Annotated in this window: 15 protein-coding genes and 1 pseudogene; 3 read left to right on the top strand and 13 right to left on the bottom strand. The window is 32.2% G+C overall.

Translation table 11 applies throughout. The features are described from left to right. Window positions 1-462: 462 nt before the first annotated feature. From DN408_RS31835 to DN408_RS31245, 7 genes are all read right to left on the bottom strand, one after another. Window positions 463-651 carry a hypothetical protein gene (locus DN408_RS31835; RefSeq protein ID WP_078178484.1) on the bottom strand — a complete coding sequence of 63 codons (189 nt, stop codon included), beginning with the start codon at window positions 649-651 and terminating at the stop codon, window positions 463-465. 220 nt (window positions 652-871) lie between these two features. After that, the gene (locus DN408_RS01780; RefSeq protein ID WP_003193761.1) at window positions 872-1147 is read right to left on the bottom strand and encodes a hypothetical protein; all 276 of its coding nucleotides are present in this window, start codon (window positions 1145-1147) and stop codon (window positions 872-874) included. 375 nt (window positions 1148-1522) lie between these two features. After that, window positions 1523-2476 carry a nucleoside 2-deoxyribosyltransferase gene (locus DN408_RS01775; RefSeq protein WP_078178485.1) on the bottom strand — a complete coding sequence of 318 codons (954 nt, stop codon included), beginning with the start codon at window positions 2474-2476 and terminating at the stop codon, window positions 1523-1525. 283 nt (window positions 2477-2759) lie between these two features. Further along, window positions 2760-3008 (bottom strand): hypothetical protein, encoded by a 249-nt coding sequence (locus DN408_RS01770; protein ID WP_016128160.1) that lies wholly within the window; start codon window positions 3006-3008, stop codon window positions 2760-2762. Between the two features lie 306 nt (window positions 3009-3314). Then, window positions 3315-3857, bottom strand: coding sequence for a site-specific integrase (locus DN408_RS01765; RefSeq protein ID WP_078178486.1), 543 nt, complete (start codon window positions 3855-3857; stop codon window positions 3315-3317). Beyond that, window positions 3857-4339 carry an ArpU family phage packaging/lysis transcriptional regulator gene (locus tag DN408_RS01760; RefSeq protein ID WP_033729031.1) on the bottom strand — a complete coding sequence of 161 codons (483 nt, stop codon included), beginning with the start codon at window positions 4337-4339 and terminating at the stop codon, window positions 3857-3859. The genes DN408_RS01765 and DN408_RS01760 overlap by 1 nt, the downstream gene beginning before the upstream one ends. Before the next feature lie 27 nt (window positions 4340-4366). After that, window positions 4367-4537: a hypothetical protein gene (locus DN408_RS31245; protein ID WP_179957879.1), complete on the bottom strand. Its 171-nt coding sequence runs from the start codon at window positions 4535-4537 to the stop codon at window positions 4367-4369. A gap of 124 nt (window positions 4538-4661) precedes the next feature. On the opposite strand from DN408_RS31245, the gene DN408_RS01755 reads away from it, so the two are divergent. Together DN408_RS01755 and DN408_RS01750 are read left to right on the top strand one after the other, a co-directional pair. Next, window positions 4662-4961, top strand: a complete 300-nt coding sequence (locus DN408_RS01755) for a hypothetical protein (RefSeq protein ID WP_033729035.1) — start codon at window positions 4662-4664, stop codon at window positions 4959-4961. A gap of 510 nt (window positions 4962-5471) precedes the next feature. Then, a complete protein-coding gene (locus DN408_RS01750) occupies window positions 5472-5687 on the top strand; it encodes a spore germination protein (protein WP_033729037.1) in 216 nt (71 codons plus the stop codon). A gap of 933 nt (window positions 5688-6620) precedes the next feature. On the opposite strand, the gene DN408_RS32385 is transcribed toward DN408_RS01750, so the two are convergent. Further along, entirely contained in the window at window positions 6621-6812 is a 192-nt protein-coding gene (locus DN408_RS32385) for a hypothetical protein (protein ID WP_321147131.1), read from the bottom strand. Between the two features lie 617 nt (window positions 6813-7429). Further along, window positions 7430-7579, bottom strand: a complete 150-nt coding sequence (locus DN408_RS31240) for a hypothetical protein (RefSeq protein WP_179957877.1) — start codon at window positions 7577-7579, stop codon at window positions 7430-7432. Window positions 7580-8312: 733 nt separating this feature from the next. Here DN408_RS31240 and DN408_RS31830 point away from each other — a divergent pair. Beyond that, window positions 8313-8468: pseudogene (locus DN408_RS31830) on the top strand (spore germination protein); the annotation flags it as partial. Between the two features lie 87 nt (window positions 8469-8555). Here the strand turns inward: DN408_RS31830 and DN408_RS01735 are convergent. From DN408_RS01735 to DN408_RS01720, 4 genes are all read right to left on the bottom strand, one after another. Then, window positions 8556-8834 carry an AbrB/MazE/SpoVT family DNA-binding domain-containing protein gene (locus DN408_RS01735; protein ID WP_078178489.1) on the bottom strand — a complete coding sequence of 93 codons (279 nt, stop codon included), beginning with the start codon at window positions 8832-8834 and terminating at the stop codon, window positions 8556-8558. A 607-nt stretch (window positions 8835-9441) separates the two neighbouring features. Then, on the bottom strand, window positions 9442-9816 hold the full coding sequence (locus DN408_RS01730) for a putative mucin/carbohydrate-binding domain-containing protein (RefSeq protein ID WP_255449019.1): 375 nt from the start codon (window positions 9814-9816) through the stop codon (window positions 9442-9444). Between the two features lie 30 nt (window positions 9817-9846). Continuing rightward, window positions 9847-10569 carry a thioesterase II family protein gene (locus tag DN408_RS01725; protein ID WP_003192753.1) on the bottom strand — a complete coding sequence of 241 codons (723 nt, stop codon included), beginning with the start codon at window positions 10567-10569 and terminating at the stop codon, window positions 9847-9849. A 16-nt stretch (window positions 10570-10585) separates the two neighbouring features. Further along, a complete protein-coding gene (locus DN408_RS01720) occupies window positions 10586-11260 on the bottom strand; it encodes a 4'-phosphopantetheinyl transferase family protein (RefSeq protein ID WP_003192751.1) in 675 nt (224 codons plus the stop codon). Window positions 11261-11499: the final 239 nt, after the last annotated feature.

Here is an 11499-nt window from a genome sequence, read left to right as displayed (position 1 = left end):
CAGGTATGGGCGGTTTCCCTAGAATGGATATACCAGTTATCTATAGCCTTGATTTCTAATACTTTATAATTGAATATAGATGACAATAGATAAGATTAACCCTTGCATCATCGGTTAGAGTCATCTTACCTATTGCCATCTATTAACTTGTACCAACCTTCTTACATAACATCACTTATCCATAACAAACCAACAGGAACTAGAACTATATCTTTTATTGATGTACATTTTAGTTAATTTAAAATAATAATAGAAAAAGAATGTTAGTACATTCATACGTACAGCAATTATTCCTTTTCATGCTATCATGTTATTTGTACAAATAACGTAAAAAAACAAATATCTCCAATGTTAATTAAAAGAATAAACAATACAATTATTAAAATAAATAGGCCACTAAATCCATATTTTTATGAAAATAAAAAAAGAGCACTTTTCTTCAAAGCACTCGTTCAAAGAGATTTAACAATCTCGACGATCATCACGATCACAGTCATGATTACGTCTACGACGACAATCATCACAATCGCAGTCACGGTCACGTCTACAACGACAGTCATCAAAATCTCTATGTCTGCGTCTGCAAAACATTAAATCATCCCAAAATCTATTACAATCTCTGCAATGTCTGAAATTACAATTACATCCCATAAATATGATTACCTCCTCTTAACAATAGAATTCCTCATATTCTATGATTAAAAGTTAAAAACAGCTTGTTTATTAGTCTACTTTCTGCATTTTAAAGTAATAATATTATTATCTAATCTTCAAATTGCAAGTCTATTTCAGCCCTTATCACCCCTTAACAACAAACAAGACGCCACCCAGATCACGGCAGCGCCTACGATAATTGCTATTGGTTTAATCATTATTCCGCTAATAATCCTAATTCATGTTGAATCCCTGAGAACGAATAGCCATATGCAAATCCAACAATACGAATACCTGGAGCGTATCTATATTCTAAATCCTCGTTGTACGTTTTCCTATAATACTCTAACTTAGTATCAATATTTTGCTTATGATTAATAATTACTTCATCACTAGGGAATCCGTCCATTTCGATTTGAACAGCTAAATACTCTGCACCTTCATTTACAGCCTCATTAAAACACCGCTCTAATCCATCTAATGTTAAATCCATTATTCATCCTCCTCCAAAATAAAAAGCACCCGAATGGATGCTTTTATAGCAATTATTGATTTGTGTTTTAATTACGGTAAATGAAGTTTTATTCTTCTTCCAATCACCAAATGTCGCTACACTATTCCAACAATATTAAGTAACTGGAAGAAGAGTAAAAGCTCTCCTTAATAACGGTATCATTCAATCACTACCATCTGCTGGTTTCGGATTTTATGTGCCGTCATTATGAAACCGTTTAGACAACATATAGATTATAAAGGAATCTTTATGAGTTGTGTTTTAAGCCACTTCTCACAATACAAATATATCACGTTAACTCCAAAACAACCGGCACATTTACTGCCAAAAAGCGGTCACGACTCTGCCATGTTTTTAATTAATTGTTGCTTTAATTCTGTTTAATAATTTTTGGTATAATTCGTTTTCTGTTGACCACTTAATATGACTAAATTGTCTAGTATCAAAATGAATATCTTTAAAATCGTCATCTTTACATGTCCATATAACAGTCTTACCTAGTCCCACCGCATAACCAGCTTCGAAATAAACTCCAGCTCTGTGTCCGGTAAAATCTGCAATTACAAATTTACTTTGTCTTATTTTGACTATAATTTCATCAGTTATGTCATTATTATGTTCCGCTTCATCAATTCTAATAGGCTGGTATCCTGCCTCTTTTATAGCTTTTGTGATTGCATTCTTATATGGACTATCCATTTTTGGACTAAACGACATCGCGACAAATACCTGCTTAGTATCCGCTTCTCTTCCTTTTTCTAATTCTGCAATACGATTCCATCCTTTCGCTGTAACTGTAATATGTGCAGGGAAATCTGCTGCCGATAGCTTAGATATCTCAATCAGTTCGTCCTGAAATAGTTGGTTCGCTATATATTTCATTTCCAACAATTGAGCACTCTGTACAAAAAATAGAGATTTATCTGATTCACGAATATATACTGGGTCACCTGGAAATTTGGACAATTTAGCTAAGTTTATTAATGACTCATCCAACCTATCAGAAGCACTATCTGGATATTCACTTAATAGATCCCCTAAAAGATAAATAGGATATGGAAATTCTGAAAGATTTTTATCTGATCGATTAAGAAAAATCATTATTTTTCCCATCCCTCTAATGGTTCTCTTTCTTAAAATTGCAGAAAGTTTTCTCTTCTGCTCTACATTTAATTCAAATCTCGCTTCTTCAGCCATGGAAAATGTACCACAATTCTCACATTTATATTGCTCTACACGTCCTCCTCCCACTCCCACTAATTGTTGTTCCTCAATAGAGTTTTGACAAACCGGACATCTTTCACTCATCACAATCACTACTTTCTTTTTTTATAGCATAATCTTAACATATAAATAATTGACTTACCCATATCTTATATTGTGTGTAACTGCCCCCTTCGCTGAATCCCTTGGTATCATTGATTTCATTTAACTTTCTCTTTTGAGTTACACAGTACGAAAATTATGAGTAACTGTATAGGGATACCACCAGCATTTTGCAAAACAACCTACGCTATGCGGAAAAATAAAATAAGCTGCCCATGTGGACAGCTTATTTACATAATTATCGAAGTCGGTAGTCAATAAATCTTTAAAAATATCTCTTATTCATCTCTACTAGAAATTTTTTTGTGATGGGAAACCCAGAACTTTCCCCGATAATCGAATCAATTCCACAATGAGGACATTCTGCTGTATCTTCTTCCTTTTCCCACCAATCTGTTATTTCTTTAGGACTAAATACTTTTAAGCAGTGGAAACAACCACATATAATATCCTTTTCTAAGAGGTTTCTATTATGAGAACAAAAACGATGTGCTTCCTCAAAATATTTTTCCATTAGTATCCCTCTTTTCGTGATTTTCTTCGATACTTTACTTAGATTCTCCTTTTTATATCTTATACATGTGAGGTTAACATAACGCATCATTATCGGTAGCAAGGAAAAGGGAGGAAACCGTACTCTCACCAAGGAACCTTCTTTTTTTTGTTCTATGAATCTATGCATTTTTTTATACATTCCTATCTTAGCGCGGTTTTAGGGTTCTTGTTTGTTACTGGAACTGTATAAAATCTTGCATACTCTTAGCGTTTTTTTTTCCAAAATGCTGCGATACCCCTAGATTTAAAAAGAAATAAGCAGTGATTAGATTTTAAACCTAGTCATTGCTTTATCCATTGCATCTTGGTTTACACCTATATAACGTAACGTGACCTTCTCTGATGAGTGATTGAATATCTCCATGAGTAATGCTATGTTTTTCGTTTGCATGTACATGTGATACCCGTATGTTTTTCTTAACGTATGCGTCCCTATCTCATCTAATCCAAACTCTGCTGCAGCTCCGCTTAATATCTTATATGCCATGCTACGACCAATTGGACGATTCTTACCTTGTCTACTTTGCAATAAATACTCATTGTCTTCTCTTTCTATAATAAACCATTTAAGCTCTCTTTTCAGTGCTGCAGTAATTTGTATTCGTTTCTGTTTCCCTGTTTTCTTTTCACGCATAGATATATGACTGCCTTTAACATCCCCAACCTTTAGTTTTAAAATATCACTTATACGTAACCCTGTATTAATTCCCATCACGAATAAGATATAATTACAGTCACTCTTTTCTTTCAAATATTCTTTTATCTGTTGTATTTGCTCTGGATTACGTATTGGTTGAACAAAATTCATTATTCATTACCTCCAGTCTCTTCTGTCTCGTAAACTTCTAATCCAAGTGCAAAAGCTAGTTTATAAAATGCTTTAGACTTCCAACGGCGGTAAGTACGCTCTGACATTCCGATTTCGTTATAAACCATGTAATCACATACATCCTCTTCTTCTAAATAACGTTTACAAATAATATCCCTTTGGATACTTCCTGCACGTCCGTTTCCTAATCGATTTAGAAATTGATCAATACGTAATGACATTCTTTCGAGCCATTCTTCACGTTTACTTTGTTGAATATTCGCTATGGCAACATCTTCTAATGGCTTACCAACTACATGTGTAGGGCCGTGCTCGCGCATTTCATAAGAAGGAGTGACTTTCATTTCTTTACGCATCATCCCAAATTGTCTATGTATACGTACACTTTCCAACACGCCTTCTAATTCCTCTTGTGTTGCCGTTCTATCGATTTTTGGTAAGAAAGATAATTGTTTAGTCATGTAAGACCACCCCTTTTTATTTTTTAATTACTTTTGTCTTAAAGCTCCACGTCTACGTTCATAACGTGGTCCACGAATCCCCATTAAATCTTCAATGTCACGAGTGCTTAATTTCTCTTTTTGTTTTTTCTTGTTTTTCTTCTTCGCTTGTTTTGATTGCTTATTCCACTCACGCAATTGATCCCTTAGCACATTCATTTCTCCATCTCCCTTTTCAAAATAAAAAGGACACCATTTCTTAGAACAGCTCTATTGCTGCTCTAAAAATTGGTATCCTCTAGTAAAATTCAATAGAAATATTTCGATAACAAAGGAGCAACCTATGAAGCATAATATAAATCTATGGTCCTTTATTTTTTCATTCGTTTGCATTGCTTTTTTTCTTTTATATCTTGAAGTATGCACACCTGAAATGAATGCATCTTTTATAAACGTCGTTTATTTTCACCCTTTATTTTTTGTACTCATTTTTTCAATAGGAACTTTTTTTGCTGGTATGAAAGGATTCTCTAAAGTAGATAATTGGATTTCAATGCTTAGAAGCATAGTAACAGTTCTACTAACACTTTTATTATCAGTGTTTTTAACACTAACTTTAATTGTGGGCTATGCATTAAGTTAAACGTATTTCTTCACGAATAAAACTCGATATTCCGTCAATACTGTAGATAACCTAGTTGGAACAAGACCTCCATTAGGTGAGTAGTTAGCTTTTGCTAGCTGCTCTTATTTTCTGCAATTGGTTACATTTACCCGCTGTTTTTAACGTAATATTACGTTAAAATATAAAAAAATAAAATATATTGAGCTGTTATACCATTACCCTAGGAAACTAGGGTTTTTATTTATACAAAATGAAATTTTTATTAGAATATTTTTCTTTATTTCTCAATATAAAGAGCCTAGGATTTTCATTAACAATCCTGTAGTATATGAACAAAGAGTAAGGTAAGAGTTACTCTTTGCCATTTTAAGAAAGGTTCTGTTGGAGACAACAGGACCTTTTTTCGTAAAAGGATTATTTTATTGAGTTTTCATCAACTATACCCTTGAATTTTCAAACTCAAATGAACCTCTAGACACATACACCATATACTAATTTAAATATTTCATAAGAAAGCAGGTGAAAAATATGCCATCTATTCTCGGGAGCCTTGTCGTACAAAATAGTAATGGTTCTTTCAACTTAGGTGATTTTTATAACGTTTCTCCAAAAGAAAATACAAAAGCTTATAATGGCTCGGGCGGTTCCAATGTCGCTTTTATCGTTAATAATTTTAATGGTGTTAGTGCAACAAACACATTCGATGCTGATGTTGCCGATCAAGACCAAATTGTGTCAAATTAGGCTACTCCTGAATAAAACCCAATATTCCGTTAATAATGTATATACAGTTTCAGATTTCCCTTCATACCCGAAGGCTTAGCAGCTAGCTTTTACTAGCTGCCCTTTTTATGTTTTACACGAATAAAATTCTAAACATTGTCTAACAATGTAGTTAAGGCTTTAAAAAGTCGATTTTTCCCACTCTAGCTTTCTTGGTCGAGAGCCGAGCAGTTAGCTTTTGCTAGCTGCTCTTATTCTGTAAGTAATTCCTCCTTGAATAAATTCCTAAATATTGTCCATACTATAAATACACTTAATTTTTGAACTTCCTTCTTAAATTTTCTTTAGGAGAGCAGTTAGCTTTTGCTAGCTGCTCTTTTATTTGGTTACTGCTTCTGTTTCTTAAAGAAATTCTTTAACTATATTTCCCTAATAAGGACAAATTCTTTAATCCGTCTCGAATAAAATAAATAATTTGGCATATAATATCTATGCATCTAGATTATTACCTCTGTATGGAGCAGTTTGGCTGGGCTAACTGCTCTTTTATTGAATAAATTTCTAAAAAGTGTTAACAATATAAGTACACCAAGGTTGAATACGAATGACCATTTCGTTCTTCTTATTCACCAGGGCAGTTAGCTCTTGCTAGCTGCCTTTTTTTAGTTTACCCGAATAAAGTTTCAAATTATGTCCCATACTATAAATGAGCTGATACAGCTTGAATTCACAGTGACCTCTGTAATGTTCTTTCCCTTTCTCTGAGGGATGAGCAGTTAGCGCTTGTTAACTGCTCTTTTGTATTGAGCAAATAATAAAATTTTGTTCTTATTTCTTTTTCAAATCATATACTGCTAAACTAGTCGTTACGCTCATAAGAGTTACCTCTTATCTGAAAAAGCACTGATGCATGGTGCTCTTTTTTAATTTCCTTATTTCTACAAAATGAAATTTTCATTCGATTTCTGCATCTAGACCATCATCAATTAAGAAGTCACATAGTATATCTAAATCACCGCTTGCCACAACCATTTCCCATGCTTCACCTCCATAACCATATTCCTCTGAAAGAGCATTAACAGCACGGTTAAAATCTGTAAAATTAAATTCTCCGTAATTAACAAACAAACTTCGACTATTATCCACTTCTTCCGTTTGATCTAGTTTTAGCTCATCAATAGTTATGTCCTTTTCAACTAGTACCTCTTCTTCTACATATCCATCACGAACACGATCAGCTGCTTGTTCTAATGTTTCCGCTTCTACAATTCCCTCGTACACCTTAGTTTCCGTAAACGTTACAGTAAAAGTTTTCATTATCTATTCTCCTTTTCTACTAAAATGAAGTTTTTATTAAAATTTTTATCAACAATTAACACATAGAAAACACACTCCATTTTTGGTAATATATAGTTAATCCTTGAATGCTTAGTTTTTAAAAGGACCCACCCCCTCACTGTGGGTCCTTTTAAATGTTTTCTATTAAAATAGCGTTTTTAATAAAAACTTCTCACATTTAAACCGGACAAGCATATGTTATTGTATGGAAGCTTTCCATTCATAGCATTCTACCTTTCTCATTTGAGAGCACACTTATATGTGTGCTCTTTTTTATTTAAGATAAAATAACGATTTTGTAGAATTTATATATACTTATAATCAACAATTGGTTATACTGTTAAAGTTCCTAACAGTCATTAATATGGAATCGACAATTGCAACAACTTTACTTCCCTAAGTCCCAGCATTTAAAGCTGGGATTTTTATTTTTGTAAGTTCATTTCTTTTTCTTCTTTAATACGTTTTCGATTACACCAGTAGCAAAGATTAGGCCCTTTATGTTTCATTGATGGTCTATACAAAGTTTTAACTGGCTTGCTACATTGCGGACATTCTTGTTTATCATATTTCACGATATTTTTCCCCTTTCAAATAAGGATTTTATTAAAAAACTGCACATACATTAATCATGGTAGGCTTTTCGATATGAGTCTTGGTCATAGGGCGCCTTAAAAAGCGCTCTTTATTTTTATAGTGACAGGCTCAATAACTCCAAGTAACAAATACAATATAAAAAATTCACTCATGAAAATCTGATTACGATTTTTTGAATTTTTTATATCTCATGAGACATTCACCTATCTTACTAAGAGTGCATATAAAAATGTGCTCTTTTTATTTGTTGTTAAATAAGAATTTTGTTTAATTACTTCTAGATTCCACTTGACCATTTTCTTCAGTGACAGGCCAATAGATCCAAGTAAGGAATACAATATTAAAAATTTAATCATAAAAATCTGATTACAATTTTTATGATTCTTTCTATTTCATGAGACATTCACCTACCTTACTAAGAGTGCATATAAAAATGTGCTCTTTTTATTAACCATTTCTATTACTTCGAATACATTATTATCAAACCAAGAAATATATAGGTTTCTCTGGACCAGTTACCTTGTATTCCTTGCATTCCTTGTACACAGAATCCGTTTATAACAAACGGGTTCTTTTATTTATTCATCATAAAATAACTATTTTATTAAAATCTTCACGAGCAATAACTTCGAATTCTTAGATCAAAATGAACCTCTAGATGATTACAACATATGCTAATTTAAATACTTTCTAGGAAATTAGGTGCGTACTATGCCCTCAGTTGTAGCAAACCTTGTCGTACAAAATAGTACTGGTTCTTTCAACTTAGGCGATTTTTATAATATTTCTCCAAAAGAGAATACAAAATCTTATAATGGTTCAGGATCATCAAATGTTGGTCTTGTTATCAATACCTTTAGCGGTGTTAGGTTCGTTGTGTTATTATTTTTTATAATAAATACGGTACATGAAATTATTTTATTGATTTTAAAAAAAGCCCCTTGTAAGGGCCACTTATTTTACAAGGTACTGTTTTACTTCTTTTATTAATAGTTCCGCACTTTCTGGATTTAATGTTATCTTACCATTTGCTAATACTATGTTACGATTTGACACCTCTTCTGTTAATGCACAAACACCACCAGGCTGATACTTCTGTAAAACAATGTCTTCACCTTCTACAAAGATCTCTAATGGTGATTTTTCTTTAATACCTAGCGTATTTCTAAGTTCCTTTGGAATTACCACACGCCCTAACTCATCTACTTTTCTAGTTAATCCGGTTGCTTTCATCTAATATCTTTCCCCATACATGAAAATTTAGTTTCATTTACAAAAGAACAAGTAAAATAAATAGAGGATTTTTGGCACGATAACAAGATAAGTAATTGAAATGAAGCAATTCGTCAGCTAGTAGAAAAGGGTTAAGTCTTAAATAATGACTAGCCTTTTTATTCCCCCTAAAAACCCCAAAAACACATTTAAAGTCCTTATCTGTCTTTACATATGTTTTTAAAATGAACAAGACCTATTTTAACTTGTCCATCGAAACGCAAAATAAACAAACCTGAAAAGTCGTTTTTAAATTAAACTTCCTTCTTTTAATACACTCTTTAAAAAATTGAAAAAGAGCTGAATTTTTATCACAGCTCATGTATTTATTAGCTCTGTATGCGTACATGTAGAGTGTTGAGAATATCCAAAAATCTTGCTTCCTGTTTTATTTGATTTACAAAATCAGTCTTTCCTAAATCAGAAAGATTTCATTCACAGAATTTTCGGACTTATAGTATAAAATACGATTCCGTTAAAAATCTACTATCGTTCCTCTTCATATATTGGCACCAGAACCTCCTTTTTAACCAAAAAAGTTGAGGATTCCCCCAACTTTTTGATTCATCTATTGTCTTATTAGTCCTGTAGATGTAACCTGATATATTCTCTTCTTACCCATATATTCCTGTTTGCCATTCTCAAGGTTAGTTAAAGTAGCTCGTATCTTTTCCTTTTCTGCTTCCCCTTCTATATGGGTAAGTTCAATGTAATCCCCAACTTTTACAGGAACGGTTTGGGTTTCAGCAGTTCGTTGTCTATTTCTCACAATTTCTTTATTGTACACAACGCTACCCGATGAGTTCTGTACTTTTATACTTGCATACGTACTATTAAAGTAGGAATGTGGTATACCAGCTTCTAATTGTATCTGCATTTTTTCTATCTCTTTATTCAATGATGTTTCAACAGAACCTGTATTTTTCACCTTTAATATTTTTATTTTTCAACCATAAGTATACCTAGAAATATTCTAAAAACTAGTTGAAAATCTTTTAGATTCTAACTTTCTTATAATACCACTTGCTATTTCTTCAATATTTTCATTTAGAAAGAAATGATTACCTTCAAATGAATTGAAGGTACACGATTTACTTGTGTATTGTTTCCATTTTTTCACCTCATCATATGTAGTTAATTCATCTTTTTTTCCGTTCAATACAAGAAAATCAATGTCACATGCTCGTATATTGTTGTTATGGATATATGTCTCTACAATTTTAAAATCTGCTCTTAGAATGGGGAGAAAAATTCCCATTAATTCTTCTGATTGTAGTACCTCGGTTGATGTTCCCCCCATTGCAATAACTTCATTTTTGAATTGTTCATCGGGTAGGTTATGTCGAATATTTTTTATCTTACTATTAGGATGATTTCTACCGGATAAAACAAGAAATTCAGGCAATACATTATTAGAATCCTGTATTTTTCTAGCTAATTCATAGGCAATCAAGCTTCCCATGCTATGCCCATATAAAATATAGGGCGAATTATCTAGTTGCTTGACTATACTATTGTAGACATCATTTACAGCCTCTTCCATACTCTGGTACAGGCTTTCTTCAATTCTATATCCTCTACCGGCTAACTCTATTGGAACTACTTCAATATGTGGATTAAAGTAATTTTTCCATTTTGAGTAACTAAACGCAGAGCCACCAGCATGTGGAAAGCAAAAAAGTTTAGTCTTATTCATAGATTTTCTCCTTACTTTAAAATTTGTTTATATTTTGGCCAATTGTATAAAAGTCTTTAATTATTATCTCATTCGGTAATTCATCACGTGTTGCACAAGCAGATATCTTATAATTTGGATCAATATTATATTGTCTAAAGTAAAAGTTTTGAGGTATATTCGTGTATGAAATTAAAGTTCGTGACTCTTTTTTTACAGAGAATGAATTTAACGGGATATAAAGTCCTTTACCAATCATTTTTATATGGCTTTCTTTTAATGTCCATAAATCAAAAAAATAATTGATTTGTTCATCAGAATTCATATTAGATAAATCATAAAATTCTTCCTCTGAAAAAAATTCATTTGCTAATTTAAGAGCCTCTATGTCTGAAACTCTTTCAATATCAATACCTACATTAGAATTAGCAGTGGCACAGACCACCCATTCTCCTGAATGCGAAATATTAAAGTGAAAGTCAGAAAAATTTTGAACAAAAGGTTTTCCGTACTCATTATATATAAATTTAATTTCTTCATTATTCATTTTATATTTTTGGCAAACTAGGGAACGGATTAATAAATCTCCTATCAAAGTCCTATTAATATCACATAAATTTAATAAACGCTTCATTCGTTCTCTCTTCTCATTTGAAATCAAGTTACTAAATTGATTAAACAAATGATTTTCAATATTTTTTGGTATTTTCACAGCATGAATTTGTATGATAAATCACTTCCTTTTTAAAAGGATTTCTTCCTATGTATACGTTATAGAAATTCAATTTCATTTTCTAACTTGCATTTATTCAAGTGCAAATATAATAGAAAAGGTGCATATTTACATATCAATGAAAATATACACCTTTCCTCAGCAATATCATCAAAGCATTCGCTTCTGGTACAAAAACTTCAGAGAATTTACAGCATACTATGAACAACTCATATATG

It is taken from the genome of Bacillus sp. AR13-1 (genome assembly GCF_008042285.1).
GTDB lineage: Bacteria > Bacillota > Bacilli > Bacillales > Bacillaceae_G > Bacillus_A > Bacillus_A mycoides.
Note: the sequence above shows the minus strand (reverse complement) of the source record. Positions and strands in the feature narration are given on the sequence as shown.

Bases quoted from the DNA above. Each gene is read 5' to 3' on its own strand.
- DN408_RS01780 (WP_003193761.1), bottom strand. From the start codon at position 1,147: ATGGATTTAACATTAGATGGATTAGAGCGGTGTTTTAATGAGGCTGTA.
- DN408_RS01750 (WP_033729037.1), top strand. From the start codon at position 5,472: ATGCCATCTATTCTCGGGAGCCTTGTCGTACAAAATAGTAATGGTTCT.
- DN408_RS01770 (WP_016128160.1), bottom strand. From the start codon at position 3,008: ATGGAAAAATATTTTGAGGAAGCACATCGTTTTTGTTCTCATAATAGA.
- DN408_RS01725 (WP_003192753.1), bottom strand. From the start codon at position 10,569: ATGAATAAGACTAAACTTTTTTGCTTTCCACATGCTGGTGGCTCTGCG.
- DN408_RS01760 (WP_033729031.1), bottom strand. From the start codon at position 4,339: ATGACTAAACAATTATCTTTCTTACCAAAAATCGATAGAACGGCAACA.
- DN408_RS01735 (WP_078178489.1), bottom strand. From the start codon at position 8,834: ATGAAAGCAACCGGATTAACTAGAAAAGTAGATGAGTTAGGGCGTGTG.
- DN408_RS01765 (WP_078178486.1), bottom strand. From the start codon at position 3,857: ATGAATTTTGTTCAACCAATACGTAATCCAGAGCAAATACAACAGATA.
- DN408_RS01755 (WP_033729035.1), top strand. From the start codon at position 4,662: ATGAAGCATAATATAAATCTATGGTCCTTTATTTTTTCATTCGTTTGC.
- DN408_RS31245 (WP_179957879.1), bottom strand. From the start codon at position 4,537: ATGAATGTGCTAAGGGATCAATTGCGTGAGTGGAATAAGCAATCAAAA.
- DN408_RS31835 (WP_078178484.1), bottom strand. From the start codon at position 651: ATGGGATGTAATTGTAATTTCAGACATTGCAGAGATTGTAATAGATTT.
- DN408_RS01775 (WP_078178485.1), bottom strand. From the start codon at position 2,476: ATGAGTGAAAGATGTCCGGTTTGTCAAAACTCTATTGAGGAACAACAA.